Source organism: Streptomyces sp. NPDC037401, from assembly GCF_055602345.1.
In genome coordinates this window covers 54,955-80,483 of record NZ_JBVJWO010000037.1, presented here as the reverse complement: position 1 = coordinate 80,483, position 25,529 = coordinate 54,955, and the positions used below count along the sequence as shown (strand labels likewise).

Annotated in this window: 13 protein-coding genes and 2 pseudogenes; 7 read left to right on the top strand and 8 right to left on the bottom strand. The window is 67.6% G+C overall.

Annotation, left to right across the window (positions count from 1 at the left end):
• Nucleotides 1–104: 104 nt before the first annotated feature.
• Nucleotides 105–275: a hypothetical protein gene (locus ACZ7H1_RS30860; RefSeq protein WP_470791063.1), complete on the bottom strand. Its 171-nt coding sequence runs from the start codon at nt 273–275 to the stop codon at nt 105–107.
• Between the two features lie 358 nt (nt 276–633).
• On the opposite strand from ACZ7H1_RS30860, the gene ACZ7H1_RS30855 reads away from it, so the two are divergent.
• The gene (locus ACZ7H1_RS30855) at nt 634–1,161 is read left to right on the top strand and encodes an inositol oxygenase family protein (protein ID WP_470791069.1); all 528 of its coding nucleotides are present in this window, start codon (nt 634–636) and stop codon (nt 1,159–1,161) included.
• Nucleotides 1,162–1,206: 45 nt separating this feature from the next.
• Here ACZ7H1_RS30855 and ACZ7H1_RS30850 read toward each other — a convergent pair whose 3' ends face one another.
• Nucleotides 1,207–2,679: an SDR family NAD(P)-dependent oxidoreductase gene (locus ACZ7H1_RS30850; RefSeq protein ID WP_470791062.1), complete on the bottom strand. Its 1,473-nt coding sequence runs from the start codon at nt 2,677–2,679 to the stop codon at nt 1,207–1,209.
• Between the two features lie 280 nt (nt 2,680–2,959).
• On the opposite strand from ACZ7H1_RS30850, the pseudogene ACZ7H1_RS30845 reads away from it, so the two are divergent.
• Nucleotides 2,960–3,748 (top strand): annotated as a pseudogene (locus ACZ7H1_RS30845) (DMT family transporter); the annotation flags it as partial.
• A gap of 186 nt (nt 3,749–3,934) precedes the next feature.
• On the opposite strand, the gene ACZ7H1_RS30840 reads toward ACZ7H1_RS30845, so the two are convergent.
• Entirely contained in the window at nt 3,935–5,161 is a 1,227-nt protein-coding gene (locus tag ACZ7H1_RS30840; protein WP_470791061.1) for a transglycosylase family protein, read from the bottom strand.
• A 552-nt stretch (nt 5,162–5,713) separates the two neighbouring features.
• Here ACZ7H1_RS30840 and ACZ7H1_RS30835 point away from each other — a divergent pair.
• A complete protein-coding gene (locus ACZ7H1_RS30835) occupies nt 5,714–6,907 on the top strand; it encodes an alpha/beta hydrolase family protein (RefSeq protein WP_470791060.1) in 1,194 nt (397 codons plus the stop codon).
• Here ACZ7H1_RS30835 and ACZ7H1_RS30830 read toward each other — a convergent pair.
• Both ACZ7H1_RS30830 and panD read right to left on the bottom strand, forming a co-directional pair.
• Nucleotides 6,834–7,538: an aspartate/glutamate racemase family protein gene (locus ACZ7H1_RS30830; RefSeq protein WP_470791059.1), complete on the bottom strand. Its 705-nt coding sequence runs from the start codon at nt 7,536–7,538 to the stop codon at nt 6,834–6,836. The genes ACZ7H1_RS30835 and ACZ7H1_RS30830 overlap by 74 nt on opposite strands.
• Before the next feature lie 13 nt (nt 7,539–7,551).
• Nucleotides 7,552–7,971, bottom strand: a complete 420-nt coding sequence (panD, locus tag ACZ7H1_RS30825) for an aspartate 1-decarboxylase (protein ID WP_470791058.1) — start codon at nt 7,969–7,971, stop codon at nt 7,552–7,554.
• Between the two features lie 302 nt (nt 7,972–8,273).
• Here panD and ACZ7H1_RS30820 point away from each other — a divergent pair.
• Nucleotides 8,274–8,387 (top strand): annotated as a pseudogene (locus ACZ7H1_RS30820) (thioredoxin-disulfide reductase); the annotation flags it as partial.
• 384 nt (nt 8,388–8,771) lie between these two features.
• Here the strand turns inward: ACZ7H1_RS30820 and ACZ7H1_RS30815 are convergent.
• Nucleotides 8,772–12,074: a DNRLRE domain-containing protein gene (locus ACZ7H1_RS30815; protein ID WP_470791057.1), complete on the bottom strand. Its 3,303-nt coding sequence runs from the start codon at nt 12,072–12,074 to the stop codon at nt 8,772–8,774.
• Nucleotides 12,075–13,176: 1,102 nt separating this feature from the next.
• Between ACZ7H1_RS30815 and ACZ7H1_RS30810 the strand changes: the two genes are divergently transcribed.
• Entirely contained in the window at nt 13,177–19,581 is a 6,405-nt protein-coding gene (locus tag ACZ7H1_RS30810) for an RHS repeat domain-containing protein (protein ID WP_470791056.1), read from the top strand.
• A complete protein-coding gene (locus tag ACZ7H1_RS30805) occupies nt 19,581–20,066 on the top strand; it encodes a hypothetical protein (protein ID WP_470791055.1) in 486 nt (161 codons plus the stop codon). The genes ACZ7H1_RS30810 and ACZ7H1_RS30805 overlap by 1 nt, the downstream gene beginning before the upstream one ends.
• A gap of 400 nt (nt 20,067–20,466) precedes the next feature.
• On the opposite strand, the gene ACZ7H1_RS30800 is transcribed toward ACZ7H1_RS30805, so the two are convergent.
• Both ACZ7H1_RS30800 and ACZ7H1_RS30795 read right to left on the bottom strand, forming a co-directional pair.
• Entirely contained in the window at nt 20,467–21,204 is a 738-nt protein-coding gene (locus ACZ7H1_RS30800; protein ID WP_470791054.1) for an IS630 family transposase, read from the bottom strand.
• A gap of 22 nt (nt 21,205–21,226) precedes the next feature.
• Entirely contained in the window at nt 21,227–21,529 is a 303-nt protein-coding gene (locus ACZ7H1_RS30795) for a helix-turn-helix domain-containing protein (RefSeq protein ID WP_470791053.1), read from the bottom strand.
• A 177-nt stretch (nt 21,530–21,706) separates the two neighbouring features.
• Between ACZ7H1_RS30795 and ACZ7H1_RS30790 the strand changes: the two genes are divergently transcribed.
• On the top strand, nt 21,707–25,381 hold the full coding sequence (locus ACZ7H1_RS30790; RefSeq protein WP_470791052.1) for a KAP family P-loop NTPase fold protein: 3,675 nt from the start codon (nt 21,707–21,709) through the stop codon (nt 25,379–25,381).
• Nucleotides 25,382–25,529 lie beyond the last annotated feature (148 nt).

The following is a 25,529-nucleotide window of genomic DNA, read 5'->3' as shown; positions in this document are numbered from 1 at the left end:
CCCCCCCCCCCCCCCCCCCCCCCCCCCCCCCCCCCCCCCCCCCCCCCCCCCCCCCCCCCCCCCCCCCCCCCCCCCCCCCCCCCCCCCCCCGGACCCGGGTGCACTCAGTCGATGCCCGGCAGGATGTGCGGCTCCGCCAGGTCGTCCTCGTAGCCGGCCAGCCGGATCGGGGCGGACCGCGCCCACACTTCGAGGCTGCCGAGTTCGTCGCTCCGGGCGGGCCGTTCGGCGCCGTCCGTCAGGCTCTTGTCGTGCTTCTTCAACTCTGGTGTCACCGCGCACTCCTTTGTGTCGCGTAACCCGCCGGGCGGTCCGCGTACGGTCACTGCCGGCCGCTCTGGCCATCCGTCGGGGCAGGGGGAAAAGGGCAGTCCGGTCGCGGTGGCGCCGTGTGTTCAGGTACGGAAACGACCTTGGTGGGGCCTTCCGTGTCCCTCAGAGTACACATATGAGCGCCCTTCCGCTCGATAGGGGGGCCAGTTCCGGCCTGTCCCCTGTCCGTCGCTCTGTGTTCAGCATGCAGTTCGGCGCGCCGTTCACCCACTCGTGGTGTGCTCGGCACGCAGACGGCCGATCTCGGAGGGAGTTGTGGTGGCGGAGACGGTTCGATACGTCCGTGACGTGGGGGAACTGATGGATCTGCTGCACCGCTGCAAGGGCGCCTGGGACACGCCGGACCGCAGCGGGGATCCGGTCGACCTCCACGACCACGCGCTGCAGACCGCGGCGCTGCTGCGCAGGTCACACCCCTTCGACAAGGAGCTGCAGGTCGCCGGCCTGGTACACGACCTGGGGCACTTGCTGCATCCGGGTGATGACACAGGGCACGCCGACCGCGCGGCGCAGGCCGTCCGGCCGCTGCTCGGCGCGCGGGTGGCCCGGCTGGTGCAGCTGCACGTACCCGCCAAGCGCTATCTGGCGGCCGTCGAGCCGCAGCGGGCGCTGTCACCGCAGAGCGCCCTGACGCTGACGGCGCAGGGCGGGGTGATGAGCGCGGCCGAGGTACGAGCCTTCGCGGCGGATCCGGAGGCGGAGGCCGCGGTGATCCTGCGGCAGGCCGACGACGCGGGAAAGGTCGTCGGCCTGGACGCGGGGGTGCTGGAGGACTGGCGGCCGGTCCTGGAACTGGTGGCGGCCGGGGTGTACGGCCGCACGGCATGACGACCGGCTGCCGGGAGCCGGGACGGCCGGCTCCCGGGGGCGTGGCTACCAGTTGCCCGGGGAGTAGTCCTTCAGGAAGACGCCGAACAGGTCCTCGCCCGCCTCGCCGCGGATGATCGGGTCGTAGACCCGGGCCGCGCCGTCGACCAGGTCGAGCGGGGCGTGGAAGCCCTCCTCCGCCAGACGGATCTTGTCCGGGTGCGGGCGCTCGTCCGTGATCCAGCCGGTGTCCACGGCCGTCATCAGGATCCGGTCCTTCTGGAACATCTCCTGCGCGCTGGTGCGGGTGAGCATGTTCAGCGCGGCCTTGGCCATGTTCGTGTGCGGGTGGCCGGCGCCCTTGTAGCCGCGGCCGAAGACACCCTCCATCGCGGAGACGTTCACCACGTACTTGCGGTCCGCCGCCGCGCCGGCCATCGCCGGGCGCAGCTTGCTGATCAGGATGAACGGCGCGGTGGAATTGCAGAGCTGCACCTCCAGCAGCTCGACCGGGTCCACCTCGGAGACCGTCTGGATCCAGCTGTTCGTGTCGTGCAGGTCCGGGACCAGGCCGCCGGCGTCGATGGCCGTGCCGGCCGCGATCCGCTCCAGCGAGGCGGAGCCGGAGACCAGCGCCAGCTCCGTGACGTCCTGAGCGCTCAGGCCCTCGCCCTCGCCCTTGCGGGCGGCCGGCAGGGCCGCGACGCGGTCGACGGTGCCGCTGCCGAAGGTGCCGATCACCTCGGCGGCGGGCAGCTCACCGGCCGGCAGCGGTGCGCTCTCGGCGGCGACCAGCTCGCTGTACGCCTGCGGGGAGCGGCGTACGGTCTGCGCGGCGTTGTTGATCAGGATGTCGAGCGGGCCTTCGGCGGCGACCGCGTCGGCGAGCGCGACGACCTGTGCCGGGTCGCGCAGGTCGATTCCGACGATCTTCAGGCGGTGCAGCCACTCGTGGCTGTCGGGCATCGCCTTGAAGCGGCGGATCGCGTCGTTGGGGAAGCGCGTGGTGATGGTGGTGTGCGCGCCGTCGCGCAGCAGGCGGAGCGCGATGTACATGCCGATCTTGGCGCGGCCGCCGGTGAGCAGGGCACGGCGGCCGGTCAGGTCGGTGCGGGCGTCGCGGCGGGCCCGGTTGAAGGCCGCGCAGTCCTGGCACAGCTGGTGGTAGAACGCGTCGACCTCGACGTACCGGGTCTTGCAGACGTAGCAGGAGCGCGGGCGCTGGAGTATCCCGGCGATCGGGCCCTTGGTGGCCGTGGTGAGCGCGTTGCCCTGGGTCTCGTCGTCGATGCGCTCGGCGGACCCGGTGGCGGTGGCCTCGGTGACGGCCTTGTCGTTCGCGGTCTTGGCGGCGCGGCGGTCCTGGCGGCGGCGCTGCTTGACGGTGCGGTAGATCCCGGCGGTGGCCCGGCGGACCATGATCGCGTCGGGGTGGTCGACGTCCAGCTTGTCGAGCTCTTCGAGCACGCTCAGGCAGACGGCCAGGCGCTCCGGGTCGATTCCCGGCCCGTAATCCTGGATCTCTTCAGTCACCGTCATGGCCGTTGCCGTTCCTCGATCGCTCGTGCTGCGGAAAGTCCCAAAGGCAGAACTTTACGGAGCGCCGCCCCCGGTCTCCAAACCCGTCACGCGCCGCAACGGTACGGTCACCCCGGCCGGGCCGCGGCGGACCCGGCGGCGGACCCGGCGGCGGACGGCCCGGCGGGCGCGTAGTCGCGTACTGCCGCCGGAGTAGGCCCGGGTCCCTACCGCAGCACGAGGAATACTCGAGTCGGGAGAGGCATTCTGTGAACATGGACGCACCGACCCGGAGATTCCCATGAGTGCGCTCGCACTGGCGGTGCTGCTGTCGCTCGTGTCGGCAGTCGCCTACGCCAGTGGCGCGATCGTCCAGGAGCGGGTGGCGGTCAGCACCCCGGGGCAGCCGTACGCACCCTTGCGGCAGCCCGGCTGGTGGATCGCGGTCGGGCTGAACGGCCTCGGGGCGGTCCTGCACGTCTTCGCGCTGGCCTTCGGCCCCCTGAGCCTGGTGCAGCCGCTCGGTGCGCTCACCATCGTCTTCGCGCTGCCGCTGGCCGCGCTCTTCGTACGCCGCCGGGCCGGGCGGACCGCCTGGCGCGGGGCCGTCCTGGCGACGGCGGGCCTGGCCGGGCTGCTCGCCCTGACCGGCGGTGCGCGCTCGGAGCCGCTGACGGACGGCGACCGCGGGCTGCTGACCGGTCTCACCGCGGCCGCGGTGGTCCTGCTGTTCGTGCTGGCGCGCGGCGTGCACGGCGCCGTGGTGCGCAGTGTGCTGCTGGCGACCGCAGCCGGTACGGCTTTCGGCATCGCGTCGGTGTTCACCAAGTCCGTGGCGGTGGAGTGGTCGGCGGCCGCGCCGCTGGCGGAGCTGAGCGACATGGCGGTCATCGCGGTCCTGGCCACCGCCGGGCTGCTGCTCTCCCAGGCTTCCTACCGGGGCGCGGGGCTGACCGCCCCGCTGGCTACCGTGACCGTGGTGAACCCGGTGATCGCCGCTACCGTGGGCCTCACCCTCTTCGGCGAGACGTTCCGGTACGGCGCGGCGGGCGCGGCCTTCGCACTGCTCAGCGGAGCCGTGGCGGCGGCGGGCATCGTGCTGCTGACCGCCGAGCGGCTCTCAGCCGCCCAGGCGAAGCAGACATCGGCACCACGGGCAGCGGCACCGCGGGTGGCGGAAACGGGACGACGGACGGCTGCCGCGGCCGCGGCAGCCGTCGCAGCGACGGCGGGCCGGCCTCCGATGGCCGCGCAGTCCGCCGCCGCTGCCCCGCCGTCAGATCTGGACGCCGCGGCCGCGCAGGTACGCGAGCGGGTCGATGTCCGATCCGTATCCGGAACCCGTCCGCATCTCGAAGTGAAGGTGCGGGCCGGTGCTGTTGCCGGTCGACCCGGAGCGGGCTATCCGCTGCCCGCCGGAGACCTGCTGACCCGCCCGGACGTTGAGCGCTGACAGGTGTGCGTACTGGGAGTACTTCCCGTCCGCGTGCCTGATGACGACCTCGTAGCCGTACGCCCCGGCCCAGCCGGCCGAGACCACGCTCCCGGAGGCGACGGCCCGTACCGAGGTCCCGGTCGAGACCCGGAAGTCGACGCCCGTGTGGTAGCCGCTGGACCAGGAGCCCCCCGAGGCCCGGTACGGCGTACCGACGCTCGCGGCGACGGGGGCGAACCAGCCGCCGCGCGCGGTGTCCGACGCGGGCTTGACCTTGGCGGGCTTGGCGGGCGACGGCTTCGCGGGGACGGGCTTGGCCGTGCGCGGGGGCTTCTCCGGTGAGGGCGCCGGGACCGCAGGGCGCCCGGTCACCGTCAGGCTGAGGCGCTGCCCCGGCATGATGAGGTCGGGGTCCGAGCCGATGACCTGGCGGTTCGCCTGGTAGAGCGCCTGCCAGCCACCGCGTACGTGCTGCTCGCCGGCGATGCCGGACAGCGAGTCGCCGGGGACGACCGTGTACGGGGAACCCGGCGCGGGGCGGGCCGACTTGGGGATCGCACCCTTCGGCAGGACGGCCCGGGGCTGGGTGGCCTTGGCCTTGCCGGGCTTCGCCCCCTGGCCCGGTACGGGCTTGGCGGTGCGGCTCTGCGGCTTGGTGCCCCTGCCCCCGCCGGTGTCCGGCTCGGGGCCGCCGCGGGCCAGGCCCGCCCGCTGGCCGCACACCGGCCAGGCACCCGGTCCCTGCCCGTCGAGCACCTTCTCGGCGATGGTGATCTGCTCGCCCTTGCCGGCCAGGTCGGCCCGCTGGGCGTAGACCGTCCCGCCGAACTCGCGCCAGGTGCTCTGGCTGAACTGCAGGCCGCCGTAGTAACCGTTGCCGGTGTTGATGTGCCAGTTGCCGCTCGACTCGCAGGCCGCGACCTTGTTCCACGTGTCCACGGAAGCAGCGTGTGCGGAGCCCGCTCCGATGAGGGGGAGCATGATCCCTGCGCCGCCCGCGGTGACCGTGAGCGAGGCCCGGTTGATGCTGCTCGGCTGGTACCGGCGGTGCCGGCCCCGTACACCCATGGGAGCCCCCCTTGAAGGCATCAGGAATCTCGCAACCTAACGGCGGGATCATTGCATGACAAGGGGGTCGCCGGGGGCTCAACGGCGCACTTGCAAGTGACAGTTGGGGTTCCAGTGCGCTGACTGGGGCGTCCGGGCGCAGGTCCCGGCAGCACCCCGGAGCGCGGTGCGCCTCGGTCCGTCCGCGTCAGTCGAAGGGGCCCGGCGGCGGGATCGGCGCAGGCGGGGGCGGGACGGGGATCGGCGACGGCTCGGGGACGGGCTGCGGCACGGGCGCCGGCTGCGGCTCGGGCGGGGGCTCCGGGATGGGTGCGGGCTGCGGTTCGGGCGGCTGGGTCAGTGCACGGCTTGATCGCATACGCCCCACTGTGCAGGGCGCGTCCCGCAGCCGCCTCCTGGCACCCGCCGACCGGGTGGGCGGCGCTGCGGACGCCCGGCCGGGCCGCTCCCCCTTCGGGATGACGCGCTGCCGGTCCGGCCTCCCGGAGGCTGACACGGGGGTCCTCCTCGGAGTTGAAGACCCCCCGGGGGGTCCCGCTTAGGTTCGAGATCATGAACAAGCACCGAACGGCCGCTGCCGCCGCCTTACTTGCCCTGGCCCTCCCGCTCCCGCTGGCCGCCGCGGGCACGTCCCAGGCCGCCGCTCCCGCCGCCGCGACCGCTCCCCTGTCCGTCGCCGCCCCCGCGGCCGACCGGCAGACCCTGCCAGAACTCCCCCGGCCCACCGGGAAGTTCGCCGTGGGCCAGGACACCCTGCACCTCGTGGACCGCAGCCGCACCGACCCCTGGGCGGGCTCCGGGCCGCGCGAGCTGATGGTGACCCTGCGCTACCCCGCCGCCCGGCCGGGCGGCGGCAGCCCGGCCCGCTACCTCGGCGTCGAGGAGGCCCGGCGGATGCTCGAGGCCCGGGAGCTCGACAGGCTCATCCCCGCCGAGACGCTGGCCGGGACGGCGATGTACTCCCGCGAGGGCGCCCGGCCGCTCGGCGGCCGGTACCCGCTGATCGTCCTCTCCCCCGGCTTCGGCGTCTCGCGCGCCACCCTGACCGCGCTCGCCGAGGACCTGGCCTCCCGCGGCTACGTGGTCGCCGCCGTCGACCACGCGTACGAGGCCACCGGGACGGCCTTCCCGGGCGGCCGGCTGCTCGACTGCCTGGCCTGCGACCAGGTCAGCGACGTGAAGGGCTACCGGAAGGTCAGCGACGGGCGCGCGCTCGACGTCTCCTTCGTGCTGGACCGGCTCACCGGACCGCGCCCGGCCTGGCGGCACGCCGGGCTGATCGACCGGAAGCGGATCGCGATGGCGGGCCATTCGATCGGCGGCGCCGCCACGGCCGCCACGATGGCCGTCGACCGGCGGGTGCGCGCCGGCGTGGACATGGACGGCTCCCTGATGACCCCGGTGCCGGCGGGCGGATTCGGCGGGCGGCCGTTCATGCTTCTGGGCGCGGCGGACACCGCCCCCGGCGACGAGGAGAGCTGGGACCGCGACTGGCCGCTGCTCGGCGGCTGGAAGCGGTGGATCACCTTCGACGGCTCGGGCCACTTCTCCTTCACGGACTTCCCCGCGATCGGCGACCAGCTCGGGCTGCCCGACCCCCACGCGCCGCTGCCCGGGATCCGGTCGATCGAGCTGACCCGGCGCTACGTGGGCGCGTTCTTCGACCTGCACCTCAAGGGCAAGCCGCAGCCGGTCCTGAACGGTCCGGTCGCGGACGCCCCGGAGGCGCGGTTCCACCGGCCGTGAGGTCTGCGGCGAGGTCTGCGGCGGCCGCCAGGCCGGGGGCGGGACTGGACAGGACCGGGATGCGGGTGGCCGCGAGGTCGGCAGCGGGAGCCATCGAGGCCTGGGCGAGGACGATCGCGTCGGCGTCCCGGACCTCGTCCACGGCCGCCGCGACCAGCGCCAGATAGCCGGGCAGGTCGCCCGCCTCGAACCGGTCCCACGCCCCGGCGACCGTCCGGGTCCGCAGGTCGAGCGGGCGGGACCCGGCCTCCTCGGCGAGGAGGCCGGCCGTGGGCGCCAGCGTGCTCTCGACGGTGGCGATCACTTCGATACGGGAGCCGAGGGCCACCGCCCGGGCGGCCATCGGCCGGTCCAGCCGCAGGACCGGCACGCCGAGCCACCCCGTCAGGCCCTCCGCGACCGCACCGAGCGTGGAGCAGGTGCAGAGCACCGCGGCCGCCCCTTCGGCGAGGACGGGCGCGAGCAGCGCGACCAGCTCGCCGGCCACCGCTTCCGGGCCCGCCGTACGGGCACGCGCCAGCAGCTCCGGCTCGACCAGGTGCCGCAGCGCCAGCCCGGGCCGGTGTACGTCCCGCAGTCCGTCGAAGACGGGGACGTGCACCGGGGAGGTGTGCAGCAGGACCAGCGTCACGCCCTCGCCCGCCTCAGGCCGAAACGGCGTACGGGCTGCGCTCCTGCTCCGTACCGGGCACCGGCGCCGACGCGTCCGAGCCGAGCTCGACGATCCGGTTGTCCCGGTCGACGTGCACCACCCGCGGCGTGAGCGCACGCGCCTCGGCGTCCTCGACCTGGGCGTAGCTGATGAGGATCACCAGGTCCCCGGGATGCACCAGGTGCGCCGCGGCCCCGTTGATCCCGATCACCCCGGACCCGCGCTCACCCTCGATGACGTAGGTCTCGAGCCGTGCGCCGTTGTCGATGTCGACGATGTGCACGAGCTCCCCGGGCAGCAGATCCGCCGCCTCCATGAGCTCGGCATCGACGGTCACGGACCCTACGTAGTGCAGATCGGCCTGCGTGACGGTGGCCCGATGGATCTTGGACTTGAACATGGTGCGCAGCAATGTGAGCTCCTTGACGACGGCTCCCTGCCTGCTTTCTGCAGGTCAAGGGCGTCCTGCACTCTACACCGGCGGGCGTCAGATCGGAGATCTAAAGGAAAATCCATCGCCTCGGACGAAGGGGCTTCTGGCCTGCGCTTCCGCGGACACCAGGCCGTTGTGACGCTGCCGATTAGCTTCCCATCAGCCAGCCTGTTCGGAACGTGGGGGACTGATGCTGACCAAATGCTGACTTATCTGACGGTGCATCACGCAAATGTGTCGATCCCCCAGCGGTCGACCGGACCGGTCTCTGTGCCCGCCGCCCTTCCACCCGTACAAACATCCCTGGCGTCTTCGCTGTGGGCGACGTCGTCGACCACGCCTACCCCCAAGCCAGCACCGCAGCTGGCTCGGGCTACGCAGCGGCCCTGGGCGCTCGCCACCCTGAGGGACAGCAGCACGCATGCCGGCATCGCGCAGGTCAACACCTGCCTGGTCAACCCCCGCCCCCGGTTCGGGGTGACGCCGACGATGCACGCACTTCCGCCCTTCATGCGCCCCTGCTCCCCCACGTAGCCTGCGACATCGGCCTTTGGCACCCGTACGCACGTAAGGGGAAGCAGCTTGAAGCGAGCAGACGTGCTCCACATCGGACCTCGTGGGCAGCGTTGCCGACCTCGGCGCTCCCTCCTGCGCCAACCATCACCACCGCTTACGGAACAGAGCCGACGAGAATGCACGATTCAATGGTCAGATATGCACACAGCAGCGGACCCCGGCTGAATCTCCAGCCGGGGCCCGTGCTGTGGTGAGGTACTGCGTCAGCCGATGGCCAGCTTCTTGGTCCATCCGATGCCGTTGGTGTTGGCGATGATCACTTCGCCTGCTCCGGGGAGGACGGTGCGGGCGCCGGCGTAGAAACGCACGGCTCCGTCCTTGGCGATGGTCCAGACGTCGGGGGTGCCGTCGCCGTTGGCGTCGGCGGTGCCGTGGATGAGTCGGACGTTCTCGTCTTCCCAGCCTCCTGTGCCGTAAGTGATGTCGACGCCGTTCGGAGAGGCCGAGTTGGCTGCGGAGGCGAGTGAGTCGAGGTCGGCGCCGCCTTGGCCGGGTTTGCCGACGCGCAGGTACAGCTTGCCGGCTGTGTCGTTGCGGTAGAGCAGGTCGGGTACGTCGTCGCCGGTGATGTCCTGGACTGTGACGATGTCGCGGTCTGACCAAGAGCTTGCGGAGAGGCGGACTGCCTGCTGTACGGATGCTCCGTTGTATCCGAGTAGGGCCCAGAGTTCCGTCCCGGTGGTGACGAAGAAGTCGGGCTTGCCGTCGCCTGTGGCATCGCCCGCGGAGACGATCTGGCTGTACTCGGCAGGGTCGGGTGCGTTCGACGGGAGGAGGATTTCGTGGCGGTCGTCGATATTAACCGCGCCGTAGCCGTCGCCCGGGTAGACCCACAGCTTTCCGTCGCGTCGGGCGACGAGGTCCTGGAGGCCGTCGGCGCCGTAGATGTCGCCGAGGTGGGTGATGAGGGTGTTCTTCCAGTACCCGGAGGGCGGGCCTGCGTACGTGGGAACGCCGTCGCCGCCGTTCGGGTCCTTGGCCGGGTTGCTCCGGTAGGCGCCCGACATGGAGAAGCCCAGGTCGCCGCTTCCCTTGGACTGGTCCTTCTCCAGTTCGGAAGGGTAGAGGCGGAGGTTTCCGTTGGCGTCGACGACCATGAGGTCGGGCAGCTTGTCACCGGTGAAGTCGCCGGGTGTGTCGGCTTCTTCCCGCGGGGTGACGTAGAAGAAGTACTTGCGGGCCTCGGAGCGGTGTCCGGCGTCGTCTACTGCCCAGACGTAGAGGACGTTGGGGCCGGCGAGCGGCGGCTTGACGCCGCTGATGGTGGTCAGGGTGTCGACGGATGCGCCGGCGGTGCGCTCGACCTTGAAGTCGCGGCCGCCCTGGTTGAACCCGTACTCGTAGAAGTCGACATCGGTCTGGCCGGCCTTGAACTGGAAGGTGCCGGTCTCGCCGAACTTCTTCTTGCTCCAGGTGGAGTCTTCGCCTTCGTTGCCGAAGCCGTTGTCCTGGCCGTCGGCGTCCGGGTAGTCGGTGGAGATCACGACAGGGGGTGAGGGCCGCGTGCTGTCGAAGACGAACCGGCAGGGCGTCTTCCCTGGGGCGTACGCGGAGGCGCCGCCGGCCTTGTCGACCGTCTTGGCACGCCACGAATAGGTCTGGCCGTTGACCAGCTTGAGACCGGTGGAGCCAGTGGCCACGGGGTCGGTGTGGGTGACTCCGGCCTCTCCGGTGAGCGGGGCCCTGCCCTTGGAACCGAGCAGGTTGCCGCTTCCGCCGGTGGGCCACAGCTCGAAGTTGACGGAGGACAGGTTGCCGTCCTTGTCGCTGCCCTTCGCCCAGAAACTGAGCGAAGAGGAGCCCACGTTGATGTAAGGGGCGGTGGTGTCGCAGCTGAAGTCGGGGGCGAGGTCGAGGTTCGTGGGTGTGTTCGGCTTGCGGTTGTACTCAAGTTCGACGAAGGGGTCGTTGCCCCCGTTGGCCTGGAACTTCTTCCAGGCGTACTGGGACTTCTCGTCGCCGGCCTTGAAGCCGATGGTCATGGTGGGCCAGCCGCCGTTGATGGCGCGCTGGGCTGTGTCTTTCACACCGAAGCTGACGTACTTGTCGGGGCAGGAGCCCGACTTCCAGCCGTGGGCGAAGCTGCCGCCGTTGATCCGGTTGCCCGGGTGCATGGACGGCGCATTCTTCCAGTTGGTCTTGGAATTGATGGGCTGGGTGATGTGGACGTCCATCCAGCGTGCGCTGCAGGACCAGGAGTAGGTCTCCAGGGCGTAGAGCCGTGCGTCCTTGACGATGGCGCCCTTGAGGTCCTTGTCCCAGTCGATGGAGAAGAACGACCGGGACGTGCCCCAGGTGTCGGACTCGTACCCGACGCGCGCCTCGTGGGTGCCGCCCTTGTTGAAGTTCTTGCCGTTGTAGAACTTGGCGTACGGGTGGCGGTCGTAGGCGGTCGTCCAGTCGTTGGTGTGCTTGTTGACGGACGGGTCGATGAAGACCGGATACACAGTGCTGGGGTCGGCCAGGAACTCCTGGTCCGCGGCCACCGTCCACGTCGAGCCGTTCAAGTCGGTTTCCACGACGGTGCCATGGGAGTCCGGCTGCGGACCGTTGAGCCCGGGCAGGGAGAGCGTGGCAGCCGCTCCCGTCTGGGACGGTTCAGGACTGGCCTCGGGGGGTGCGGACGGCGTGCTGCCCGTGCTGCCGGTCGATGCGGGGTCGGGAGCTTCGTCGCTCGCCTCGGGGAGGACCTCGTCGAAGATGTCGCCGTTGTCACCGTCGTTGACGGAGTCCGTGGGCTCGGGAGTCTCGGTGACCGATTCCGACGGTTCGGGCTCAGTCGTTTCGGCTGACTCGGACGGCAGCACCTCGGGCTCGGGTGCGGCGGTGCTGCCGCCTTCTCCGTCGGTGAGCGCGGGGGTGCCGGCGCTGTCCCACATCAGCGGCGTCGGAGACTCGGCGACATCATCGCCGTCCTCGTTCACGGCGCTGACGATCCGGGTCATCGGGTCGAGGGCGAAGGTGAGCGTCGGCGAGGAGAGCCCGTACGACAACTGCGCCACCTTGGGGTTCGCAGCAGCCTCACGGGTCTTCACCACCAGCAGCTGGGCGAAGCCCCCGTCGTCAGCGGTGAGTACGAGGTCGGCGCCGGGGAGGATCTCGGGGTAGAGCGCCCGCGACCCGTCGATGATCGGAGTGGGGATGGCCTCTGGCCAGGTCACCACGATCTGGTGATCGCCGACGGACAGCGTCGCCAGGGTGTTCCCGGTGCCCGGGGTGATCTCGGACATGAGCGAGACGCGCCGCACCGAAGTAGCGCGGGACGCACGCTCGGATTGCTTCTTCTGACCCTTCCTCGGAGTGTCGGCTCCGGCGGAGAAGACCATGGCGGTGTTGGTCGCCTTCGGCGCCCAGCCCCCTTCGACCTTCGCCAAATCGGTGTCAATCGCCTTCCAGGTACCGGCGACCTTGGCCCGGATCGGGCTGGAGTGGACCCGTCGGAGCAGCAGCCCGTCAGGCTTGGCCCAGGTCGTCGAGTACGAGGTCCGCAAGGCCGTCGCTTCCACCGGTTTGCCGGACTTGGCAGCAAGCGCAGCGGCCCCCGATTCGCTAAGGGCAACTTTGGGACGCGACTTCGTCAAATGGCCTGAACCATTGCCATCACCCCGGTGGTTCAAGCCGACGTACGCGAGGCCTGAGGCCAGCACGACGACAGTAGTAGCAACGGTCAGTGACCGTCTTGCGGGCGCGCGGCCCCGATTGCTCGTCATGAGCGTTGTTTCCTTCCCCCCAGCGGCCTGCCCCACAGACGGCTGTGACCAGGTGACATCCCTGCCTGGCCGCGCGGGGCACAGAACAGCCTCTCGCGCGACGACTCAGCAGATCATCGCCGAGAGATCTGACCACCGTCACCTGGTGCAGCCAGTCACGAAGCGACCCCGCCACAGGCACCACAGACACGCAAGTGCGCGATTGGTGCATCTCCTCACGCCGACGCAGCAGTACATTGGCGGCAAGCGGGGACAAAAATGCCTACCGAATAAGGATGTTCGACCAAATTTGGAGCCATAGGTTCCGCTCGGCATGACTATGAGTCATTACCTCGTGGCGTCACAATTCGACCACTCATGCACCTTGATGCTGAAGTTGCCCCATTACCAAACGTGACAGTTGTCACTTGAATGACTTGGGGCTGGCCTTTCTGCATCGCAACTGCACACAATCGGCGCCGTTTCTACGCGCGATCACCTGTGCACTGCCCAGGCTTCGCTCCAAAGTCCGGGGGGACTTGCTGTGCCTGCTCCGCCATCAGTGCGCCGTCGTCTGCGCACCTCCTTCGTCCCTGCGCTCGGCGCAGCCATGCTGGTAGGGCTCTTGCCGGCGCAAGCCTTGGCCCAGCCTCCTGACCCGGATGCGGGGGCCGAGGGGGTCGCTCGACAGTCACTCGTCCTGGACTCCCTCCCCAACAACCTCTTCGTGGGCGGCCGTGCCCGCGATGCCGGCTTGGCTCGCCTCGATGTGCAGACGCCGCTGAGTCCGTTGGAAGCCCCGGCTGGGACGGCTGTACGTCCATCGGGGGCGACCGACACAGTCACGTTCGGCGCGGCCATCCAAGGCGCCTCTTTCAGTGCGACTGCCGCGGACACGGAGCCGGTACCGCCCACGCGCGTGGGCACTCTGCCGGTCAAGCTTGGGCAGGTCATTGGCGAACCCGCTCCCAGCGGCACGTGGAAGGTAGACATCGCCAGCCCTTCCGCTGGTGTCTCGGGCGGTGTCGATGCCGCTGTGCTGACGGTCAGTGCACCCAGCACTGGTTCTGTTCCGGTCACCGTCCAGCTCGAGTACAAGGCCTTCGAGAACCTCTACGGCGCGGACTGGGCCTCGCGCATGCGCCTGGTCCAGTTCCCCGAGTGCTATCTGGACACCCCGGATCTCGAGGAATGCCAGCAGTACGAGGAACTGGAGACCGTCAACGACACAGCGGCCAAAACCGTGAGCGCGACGGTCGACACTGCTGCGGACGGCACAACCGCCAACCCTGCAAGCGCACCGCAGCGCACCGCCTCCGGGATCATCCCCGCCACTTGGGTGCAGCCGGCCACTGCGGGCGGCAACAAGGCGGTCATCGGAGCCGTCGACTCCGGCGATGGTGCAGGTGGGTCCTTCAAGGCAACACCACTCATGGGCAGCGGCAAGTGGGCCGCCGGCAGTTCGAGCGGTGCCTTCACGTGGTCCTACCCCCTAACCGTGCCCGCGCCTCCTGCCGGACCGGCGCCCACGATCGCCTTCGACTACAACTCCCAGTACGTGGACGGCAAGACGTCGACCAGCTCGCCGCAGTCCTCCTGGATCGGCGAGGGATGGCAGTACGATCCCGGCCGCATCGAGCGCCGCTACCGCACGTGCAACAGCGACACCAAGGCCATCGCAGCCGGCTCAGCCAACAACACGGCGAAGAAGACAAAGACCTCAGACCTGTGCTGGGTGTCCCACAACGCCGTCATGTCGCTCGGCGGCAAGACCACCGAACTCGTGCGCATCGGCACGAGCAACCTGTACAAGCCCCAGGCCGACGACGGAACCCGAGTCGAACTCAAGACCGGCGGCAGCAACGGCGACAACGACGGCGAGTACTGGATCGTCACCACCACGGACGGCACCAAGTACTACTACGGCCTGAACAAGATCGGTGACGGTCACGCCGACACCGACTCCGTCTTCACCGTTCCCGTCTTCGGCAACCACCCCGGCGAACCCTGCTACGCCTCCACCTTCGCCGCCTCGCGCTGTGGCACCGGCAAGCAGCAGGCCTGGCACTGGGGCCTGGACAAGATCGTCGACGTCCACGGCAACGCCATGATCGTCAACTGGGCCGTCGAGTCGAACCACTACGCCGTCAACAAGAAGTTCAAGACTCCGGAACGCTACGACCGCGGCGGACTGCCCAAGCTGATCGAGTACGGGCTGCGCGACACCAACCTGGGCGGCACTCCCGCCGCCAAGGTGGAGTTCGACCTGGCCGAACGCTGCATCGGCACCGGCACCACCTGTGACGCGGAGAACTTCGACAAGACCAAGGACGCCGGCAAGTACCGCCCGTGGTGGGACACCCCCGGCAACCTCAACTGCGCCGCCACCTCGAAGCTCTGCCCGGCCTTCCCCTCCTTCTGGACCCGTCACCGGCTCGCCAGCGTCACGACCAGCGCGCACCGCGCCGGCGCAAGCGGCCTCGTCAGGGTGGACAGGTACGTTCTCAAGCAGGCCTTTCCCCGGGAGTGGTACAGCAGCTCACCCGCCCTGTGGCTCAACGGCATCCTCCGCTACGCCTACGCGCCCGGCAGCAACACTGCCGTCGCCATGTCCAAGGCGGGCGTGAGCTTCGAGCCCTACACGGTCGGCCCCGGGGACCCGCTCGTCGGCCACCTCAAGGACAAGCACCTTCCCAACCTCGTCCGCAAGGACAAGAAGGACAACCGCCCCGGCTTCACTCGGCCGCGGATCGGAACCGTCTACACCGAGCACGGCAGCCAGGTCGATGTCGTCTACGAGGGCGGCTGCCAGTTCCAGCCCACCGTGGCCCCGGAGGACAACAAGAACACCTGTTTCCCCACCCGCTGGTCGCCGGACGGCGACGAGAAGAAGCCTGCGCTCGCATGGTTCAACAAGTACGTAGTCCGTGCCGTGACCGAGATTGACCGGATCTCCGGCGTCTCCCCCCGCATCACGACGGTGTACAAGTACTCGAACCCGGCCTGGGGCAAGAGCGACGACGAGTTCATCAAGCCGGAACTCCGTACGCACAGCGAGTGGCGCGGCTTTCAGCAGGTAGCCACCGTCAAGGGCCGCAAGTCCGACAGGGCGCCCCAGACCCAGTCGTTTGCCGTGACCCGCTACTTCCGCGGGGCCGGAGGCGCCGTCAAGGACTCCACGGGCAAGGAAACCCTCGTCGCCGACGACCAGGAGCAGTACGCCGGGATGGTCGCCGAGACCATCACCTACGAAGGAACGAACGGCCGCGTCCTCAAGCGCGCCCTCACCTTCCCCTGGTCGAAGCAGACGGCGTCACGTGACCGCGAGGGCGGAGTGGGAGACCTGCTGGCCTTCCAGGCCGGAGTCCAGCGTACCGATGAGGTTCAGACGGTCGGCACGAGCTGGCAGACCGTGCGTACCAAGACCACTGTCGAGCCCACGTACGGCTTGCCCACTCAGGTCGAGACCGCTGTCGTCAAACCGAACGGCACAGGCGAGTCCCTGAGCGACCACTCCTGCACGGTCACGCAGTACGTCCACAACACGGACGCGAACCTCATCGGCGTGGTCAGCAAGGTCCGCAAGACCGGCACGTCGTGTGCCGACTATCCCACGGCCAGTGGAGCCACTGAGCTCATCTCCGCAACCGCCATGTACTACGACAACCAGGCCTATGGCTCGACGCCGGTGAAGGGCCTGTTGACCTCCGTAGGCGAGTCCAATGCGGACGGCACGCAGTACAGCGTGGTCACCTCCATGACCTATGATCCGCTCGGTCGGCCACGCACGGTGAAGAGACCTGTGGTCGGGACCACGGAGACCGTGTACGAGCCGGGCGACGCAGGAGGTCCGGTCACCTCGGTGACCACCATCAATGCGAAGGGCCATAAGACCGTCACGGCCATGGATCCGGGCCGCGGACTCGCCCTCACAGTGACGGACCCCAACGGCCGCACCAGCCGCAATGAGTACGACGTGTTCGGTCGGCTCGTAAAGGGCTGGACGCCTAGCCGCTCCAGCGGTTCACAGAAGCCGAACGTCGTGATCAGCTATCAGATAGCAGAGGCGACCACCTCGGTAACCAAGCCATCTGCGGTCGCTGTCTACAGCATCAAGGACGACGAGTCCTACGCCAGGCAGATCACTATCTACGACGGCCTGATGCGCCAGGTCCAGACCCAGCGCCAGGCACACGGGCCCGGCCGGATCGTCAGCGACACGCGCTACGACGATCACGGACTGGTGGCGGAGTCGACCGGGGGCTACCTGGTCAAGGGTGAACCGGAGCCGGTCCAGTTCCAGCGGACTTCCGACACCCTTGTCCCGGCGCTCACGCGTACGCTGTACGACGGCCTTGAGCGCCCGGTACGCGCGACGAACTACCGCAGCGGCACATCGGCCAACTACACGCGTTGGAGCTACGGGGACACGAACACCCTCGTGCTCCCGCCCGGTGGCGCAGCCCCGGCCACCAACACCTGGGTGGACGCGCTGGGACGCGTCAGCAAGATCCAGCACGCGGTCAACACCGGGGCCACCCAGTGGCGCACAACCACGTACGACTACGACACACGGGGCAACCGCGACGAGGTCAAGGACCACGCCGGCAACATCTGGTCCTACGAGTACGACACCCGCCAACGAGTGGTAAAGAGCACCGACCCCGACACGGGCACGGCTGTGATGGGCTACGACGATGCTGACCGCAAGATCAGCACCACTGACTCCCGGGGCACGGTCTACACCACTCTCGACGTCCTCGGCAGGACGACTGCGATCCGTGAGGGATCAACGTCCAGCGAGCCGGTGAAAGAGTTCACGTTCGACTCGCTTCCGGGCGCCCTCGGGCTCCCTGTCGCGTCGATTCGCCACGACGCCTCGGGCGACTACATCAGTCGGGTCACCGGGTACGACGAGGAATACCGCACCACGGGTCGCGAAACGGTCATCCCCGCCAACAGCATGACTGCGGGTGTGTCCGGCACCTATGCGTACAGCTACACGTACACCCCCACGGGCAAGCCGCTCACCCAGACCCTCCCTGCCAAGGGAGGTCTCGCGGCAGAGAAGGTCATCACCCGGTACAACGCTGACGGCCTGCCCGACTCCACTTCCGGCGCCTCCTGGTACACCTCCGACGTCACCTACTCGCCGTTCGGCGAGGCGCTCCGCACGGTGAGCGGTGCTCAGCCCAACCGTCTATGGACGACCAACTTCGTCAACGAGAACACCGGTCAGCTCCAGCGCACGGTCGTCGACCGTGAAACCTCCGGACCCCACCGCATCAGCGACAGCTACTACTCCTACGACTACGCCGGAAACATCACGTCGCAGGCAAGGAAGGCCACCGACGGCACCACGTCCACGTGGGACAACCAGTGCTACACCTACGACGCCATGGGCCAGCTGGTCCATGCATGGACATCCGACCTGACTCCGTCGAAGTCGGCGACCGGCTGCAAGAGCTCCGACGGAACGCTCTGGGGCTACCGCTCCGACGGGAAGGCCTCGCGAGGCCCGATCGCCACCGCCGCCGACACGGCTTCCGATGCAACAGCACCGGACCCCAGCATGGCAGCCTCCCTCACCGCCGCCGCTCCTGCACCGGGAACGGCCGCAGCCGGAGCAACGGGCTACTGGGACAGTTACACGTACGACATCATCGGCAATCGTGCCGGCCTGACCCGCCACGACCCGGCCGATCCTGCAAAGGACGTCCGGCTCACGTACGGGCACGGCACGGTGAAGACCGGCAACGGTACAAGCCCGTCCTACCTCACTCAGCCGCACACTCTGACCTCGGTGACGTCGAGCGCTCCGGGCGGCAACAGCTCGTACATCTACGATGTCGCGGGCAACATGACCGACCGCAGTCTGCCCTCCGGTTCCCAGGACCTGGTGTGGACCCGGGAGAACAAGCTCGACACCATCAAGAGCGGCTCGGTCACCACCAAGTACATCTACGACGCCGAAGGCAACCGCATCCTGGAGAGCTCCTCGGCAGGCAGTGTCCTGTACCTGGGAGAGACCGAACTCACCACTGCGGCCGACAAGATCACGCGGGCGACGCGAGCCTACGCCCACGCTGGCGGACCGACCGTGGTGCGCTCCACCACCAACGGCGCCACTACCGGTCACAAACTTGACGTCCTGATCTCCGACCACCTCGGCACAGCCCTCACAACAGTGGCCATGGGCACGGGACAACCCGTCACCCGGAGATCCTTCAAGCCTTACGGCGAGCTCCGCGGAGCCAAACCCGCGTCTTGGCCGAACAAGCGAGGCTACCTGGGCGTCGGCATCGACGACCCCACAGGCCTGACCCACATCGGCGCCCGTGAGTACGACCCGGCCTCCGGCCGCTTCATCTCAGCGGATCCCGTGTTCGACACGTCCGACCCGCTCCAGATGAACGGCTACGCCTACGCCAAGAACAACCCCGTGACCTTGTCAGACCCCACAGGTTTGTTCTGGTCATGGAGCGACATCAAGTCCACGGTCTCCGACGTTCTTTCCGGCTCCTACCACGGAACCATCAACTGGTTTTCGAAGATCAGGCAAGGCTTCCAGCAGTTCAGCGGAGACGGCCTGGGGGCACGCCGAACCCAGGCCGAGCGCGAAAACCGCGTCGGCCCGATAAATGGCACACAGTTCCTCAAGAATGTGGCCGGCCCGAAGCGAAACACTTCGGCATATAAGATTGGCGCATGGGTCGCCGATTTCATGCAGCCCATACTGCCGGGCGCGGGAATGGCGTTTAAGGCGGCCGCTGCTGCCGCGCACTTGCCGATCCTGGCCAAGGGAGGTTCCAAACTCTCAGCCCGCAGCTCCGGCCTCATTTTGGACGCCCCGAGCCTGCCCTCAGTGAGGGATGTCGGCGGCAAGATTCCACCCAGAGTTTCAGTGACAGTCGCAGAGCCTGGATGGACCCACGCGGGACGGCTTGAGCATCTCGATTCCCTGGTGCCCGATTTCGCCCTCAAAAATTACACCCGAAAGACTAATACGCGCGCCTACGTGGCCGGATATCACGAGAAGACTGGCGATTGGGGCCTCGCATCTTCCGGCGGCTCATTTCCGTGCTACAGTTACTGCGCAGAAGGTAACCTCGTCCACGCCCTAGGCGGCGACACAAACAACATTCGCTTCACGCATGCATATCAGGTTGAGCGCGCTGACGACGGAACGCTCTCGGTGATACGCAAGCCAGTCTGCAACAGATGCCAGGGCGACTACCCCGCAGAGAACAAGCATCGTCAGTTTATAGACGGAATCACGAACGATCCCGGTCCCTGGGGTCCTGGAACAAGTACGGGTAGTTAATGGGAATCATCCAGATCGAGACTGCTCGCCACGACTGGGCCAGGCTATACTGCGGATGCGGGCTCACAGCAGAGCACGTGCCGGTCGATTTTCAGGAATTTCTAGAAAATGAACCCACCGACGGTGAGCCTAGGGGCTGGACGGAAGGCCACACATACATTCAGTCCAACCTCATGCAGCCTGCTGTGGCCGCGACAAATCTGATCATGGCGGCCCTAGCATCCGATGTTTCTGTCAGACACCGCGGGAAGCTCATCCGCGCTCTTTTGTGCCTGGTCAACGGTGAACAGGAATATGTCGCTGACCGCTGTCTCGACGTGGCGCGCGGCGGCGTGTGGTTGCTCTACCAGGAGCTGTCGGCATTCCGCACGATTGGCATCGCCGCCACCGCCTATGAGATCATCGATCTGATGGACGAAGAGGCCGAAAAACTCAGCCACTACCACGCGATCCTACGAGAACGACTTCCTCTCGACCTCCAGTAGGAAACGTCTCGCAGGGCACGTCTGCGGCCTCACCGGTCCCAGGGTGCATGAAAAATAGGAATGTCTGTGCCCCGTGCAGAGCTTGCGCGGGGCACAGACGCGTCCGCCTGCAGAAGGCTCAGCGGACTTCGATCAAGCCGTCCGCTGACCTGTGCGTGGCTACGACCACCGCCCCATTGAGTCCCTTTCCTTTGGCTGAGGCGCCGCTGTTCCGTTGATCGGCTGAGATGGGTGTCAGTGCGGCGTGAGAGCTTCAGGGCATGAGTTATGAGATAGTGTCCCGCTGAGTGGTGTAACTGATCTTGGCTGGGAAGTGCGCCGTCGGGGTGCTCCCGCGTACATCGGCAGTCGTTGAATGCTCCCTGAGAACAGGCAGGCCACCGTGCAAATGTCCTATTGATCAGAAACTCATGGGGTTCTCGTCCAGGACGTAGCGGACGTGCGGGCCGCCGAAGTAGCCGCGGACGATGTGGGGCTGACGCTGGCGTCTGCGGAAGAATCGGCCGGTCTCGGCGGCGAGTTCGGCCTGGTTGCGGGCCCGGTGCTGCCGGGGCAGGCTGTGTTTGAGGTCGGCGTTGACCAGCTCGTCGGGGATCAGCTCGGGCGAGTACGGCGGCAGGACGTGCAGCTCGACGTTGTCGGGGTGGGCGGCGAGCCAGTCGCGGACCTTCTTGGAACGGTGGGCGGAGTGCCCGTCGACCACGAGATGGATCTTGTGGTCGAAGTGGCCGGCGAGCCGGTCCAGGAAGCGGCACATCACCTCGGCAGTGAAGCTCTCGGTGAAGACCATGAAGTGCATCCGGCCCTTGGTGCTGATCGCCGACATCGCGTTCACCGAGAACCGATTCCCGCTCCGCCGCACCACAGGCGTCTTCCCCTTCTCACCCCAGGTGCGGCCGGTGACCTGGTCCGAGCGGATGCCGACCTGATCGGCAAAGAGGATCTCCCCACCGTCCTTCCTCGCCTTCGCGCGGATCTCCGGCCACGTCTCCAGATGCCAGCGCCGGCCAGCATCCGGGTCCTGCTCGACGGCCCGCTCGTCCGGCCGCTGGAAGGACAGCCCCCACCTGTTCAGGTACTTGCCCACCCCCACCTCGGTCAGCCACACCCGGTACAGCTTCACGATCAGCTCGCCCACCAGCCTCCGGGTCCACAACCGTCTAACTCAAGCCCACGTCACAGGGCCGGTGATCGAGGACCGCCTGCCGCACCGCGGCCTGCTCGCACTCCCCGAGCACCTGGTGCACCCCGACCGGCTTGCCGCGAGGGCGCATGACCAGCGCCTCCCGGCCACCGGCCCGCCACTTCGCCCACCAGATGTCGACCGCCTTCAGCGACACTCCGAACACCGCCGCCACGTCCTCACGGTCCCGCCCCGCCACCAGCGCGGCCACCGCCCGCAGCCGCAGCGCCTCCTGCGCCGAAGGCGACAAATGCCGCGCGTCCCCCACCAGATCACTCACACCCCACCAACGACCCAGAACCCAAACCGTTTCGGATCAATAGCTCACAACGGAGCGGCAGAGAAGTCAGAACGGTTCACTGGGAGTGCACGCTTCTGTCGCTGGTTCCGGTGGTGCTGTATACAACATGACAAGTCTTCTTCAGGCCATGTTTCACAAGGGTGGGATTGAGGCGGGATGACGCATGTTGAGCGAGCTCAGCTGATCGCAGGCGATTTGATCCAGGATCGGGTGGTCGCGGACGCACGGCAAGATCGGCTCTCGCATGGCCATATAGCCGAACAGCTCCACGGCTTGGTGATGACAGCGCCAACACCTACCAACATCGCCCTATGGGGACCCTGGGGTTCAGGCAAGAGCGGTGTCGCTAACCTGCTACGCGGACGCCTGGAGAAGGAAGAGCGACTTCGGTTCGTCCGCTTCGACGCCTTCAAGTACGCGGAAAACCCTCTACGTAGAAACTTCATCAGCGCGGTCGCCACTGCTCTGGACATCCGTGACGATCGGTTTCATGGCGAGCTCTACGGTGGCCGCGTCACCGCGAAGCTCGAGTTCGGGCGCCGGGACATGCGTCAGCTTTTGGGCACGTTCGCACAGATGTTCGGACTGGTGGTCGGAGTCTTCGCCCTCATCATGCTGCTGCTCGCCTTCGTCAAAGGCGGCCCGGTCCGTCAGACCTTCGTTGATACGGCTACGGAGGCCATACGAGTCGGCATCGCCCCGGCAGCACTGTTGACCTCGTTGGCGGTGCTCGTCTCCAGGACGCTGACCCGCGAGCACAAGATCGATGCCGCGCAGAGCGACGAGCAGTTCGAGCAGCTCTTCACCGACCTCGTCTCCCGGTCCAAGGTGAGGCGGCTCGTCGTGTTCGTCGATGAATTGGACAGATGCGCTCCGGCCGACGTGGTCGCCACCCTTGACGCCGTGCGTACGTTCTTGGGGGTGGATCGGTGCGTCTTCATAGTGGCGGCCGACCAGCAGGTACTCGAAGAAGCGCTTACTCGGGCATTGTCGCAAGCGACCCCAGTTGACACCGTCAATCCCTACTACAGCAGCGGTAGCGGATACCTGGACAAGGTCTTCCAGTATCAAGTGAGTCTGCCTCCCCTTCTGGTACCGAAGGTCACCAGCTTCGCCGCAGGTCTCGTACGCGGGCGTGGAGGTGTGTGGAGCAAGGTCGACGTGGACCTGATCGTCACCATCCTTGTCCCCTCCCACGTCCGCAGTCCCCGCCGGGTCAAGGCCCTGCTGAATACCTTCGCACTCACCTACAGACTTGCCGAGCAGCGCGCTGCGGAGGGCCTGTTGGAGACCGATCCCGCAGCTCGAGCCGAGGAGATCGCAAGACTCGTTTGTCTGAGGGTGGAGTTTCCTCTGTTCGCAAGGGACTTGTTGCTCGACCATCGACTGTGCGACTACGTACTCCTGCTGGATGCCGATCGCAGCGCGGATCTGGGGCCGTTCGTATCGGAGCAGGTCAAGGAAGCTGCCCGGGGATACGCAGGGTTCACCTCGCAAGTGGACCGGCAACTCAGCGTGAACTCGTCCGAAGAGGATGCTGCCGCGGTCCGCAAGCACCACGGCCGGCAGCTCGTGGCGTATCTGCATCGCACGAGAAGCCTGTCCGGACCCGGGCGCGACCTAATCTTCCTGCAGACCAGCGGCAGCGTCTTCGGGCTGCCGGCGGCCCTCGCCGAAACACTCGAACAGCATGCTCAGAACGCTGACCTGGGGCCCCTGCTATCCGCCGTTGCCGACCTCTCGCCGGAGGAGCGTCCAGCCGTACTTGCCCTACTGATACAGCAAGCGCGTGAAGCCATTGGTCTGGAAGCTTGGAACGTGGCTCAGGCGGCATTGGCCCTCTGTGGCGATGAGAGCATCCCGATTGAGGCGATCGCCGACTCGGCCATCGAAGCCCTTGCTCCCTCCCTGGTGGGCACCCCGCACGCCCTCCCTGATGATGTGATTCCCGGATGCTGGCGGCTTGCGCGGTCGAGCGACCGCGTTGCCGCTCGCGGGATTCGCAGCCTTGTCCTTCGCCACTCCAGCCTCGATGAGAACACGGCCCTGGCAGCCTCGACCCTGCGCCACATGTCTGACGCGTTGGGCGCAGATGCGGAGCGGGTTCAGGAGCTGGTCTGCGCCCATCTGCTCGGCGACAACTGTGACCCGCTGGTCTCGGTGCTCATCGGCCTCCGCTCAGCCGAGGCCGAACAGTTGATGGATGCGGTCGGTCCCGCACTGACGAAGGACCTTCAGGCTGCCTTCGAAGCTCACGATGCATGGAAGGCGACGCAGGCAGCGCCAGCTGCTGGGACCGCCGCGTCCGACGTTGGCGAGGAGGAACCACCACTCCCCGACTGTGCCTTGGAGGCGCTGGACGCGATCTTGGAACATTGGTCCGACACCTCCCCCAGGGCCGTGCACGCTGTTGCCCGTCTGTTGCTGCATCTCGACCGCCCGACAGGCAGAGAGACTGTGGAGAAGCACCTGGAACACCTCCCACAGGTACGGGACACCGCCCTGGCCCGGGTGATCCTGTCGAGCATGAACCGGCGGCCACTACCCACCTGGCCGATGTGGCTCGGTGTCCTCGATCCCTGTCTCGACCTGCAGAACGTAGACGGCCAGGTCACTCTCCTGCTGGCCAAACTGTGGAGCGAGGCAAGTAAGAGCACAACCCCGACTACAGCCGATACCGTGGGCGAGGTCGCGGACGGTTTCATACGCCTCTTCGGCGACCGGGCGGCTGACCAGCACCCGGACATCACGCCGCTCGTCCTCGAGTCTTTGACCCCAGCAACCAGCGACGCCGAAGCAGCGGAACTTACGAGGCTGCTCTCAGCCTCGCGGCCACTGAACGTAAGTGGCCTTCTCAACCGCAGCGCCCTCCTGCGCCACTCCGTCTCTGCTCTCATCTGCACTCTTACCACGGACGATCTGACCCCTGCCGTGGACGGCGACCTACTGACGTACGTCGGTGCTGCGGCTACCGAGTGCTTGCAGCAATCCACCTCAGCGGTGAACCAACCTCTGTCCCTCAGCGAGATCGGCACCCTCCTTCAATCCGTCGACGATTGCACCTGGATTCCTGAGCCCGACCACACGCGTTTGAGGGTCAGCTGCCGACTCCTGATCGCGGACCAATTGCCCGGACTCGCGCTCGAGGCAGTGGCGTCAGCTGCGGGCATGGAGAGCCACGCACGTCAGCATGGCTCGAATGCTTGGAAGGCACTCACCGGCTGGATCATCCTCGAACAACCAACCTCAACCGATTTGCTGACGGCAACCTCGGAGGCCCTGAGATCGACTCAGCCAGTTACAGACCCGCCGTTGCTGCACGCCATCAGTGGCCGGCTAGCGGCCCTGCCCTTGCCCGAACAGACCGATTTCTGGCAGAGACTGATCGGCGCCCCGCGCAAGCGGGTAATGCAGCAGTCACTCATCGAAGCAGGATGGCCCCAGCTCCCGGACACGCACGCTGCCGCAATCTTGCTCCAACGCTACGTTGAGTCCTCCAACAACTCCGATCGCCAAGACGTTCTCGACCTGTGGAAGAGCGCATCTATCACCAGTGACACCGTGCTTCGTAAGCTGATCGAGGGTGTCATCATGCCTATGCTCGAGGTGAACCAGACAGGTGCCGAGATGGCACTCGGCTACCTTCCCCTCCTCATTGGAGTAGTCCCCAGAGGCACCCGCACCGCATTGCGGAGGGCCGTGGAGAACAGCGGCAAAACGTGGCCAAGCCTCGAAAGTCGAGGCATCTCCGCTCTCAAGGCCATCGGATACAGCGCGGAGCGCCACGGCATCCTCCGTCGCGAACGCATCAGCAGAGGAAACGACGACTGACGATGCCCCCGCGACCGCGCCACACACGGACGGCCCGGAAAGCATATTCGCGTGCCAGCAGTCCCATGGCTATGGTCCGGAACAAGGTGGGCGAATGCCACCTCGATCCATCCTTCGCTCCGCCGGCGACGCATACGATGCCTTCCCC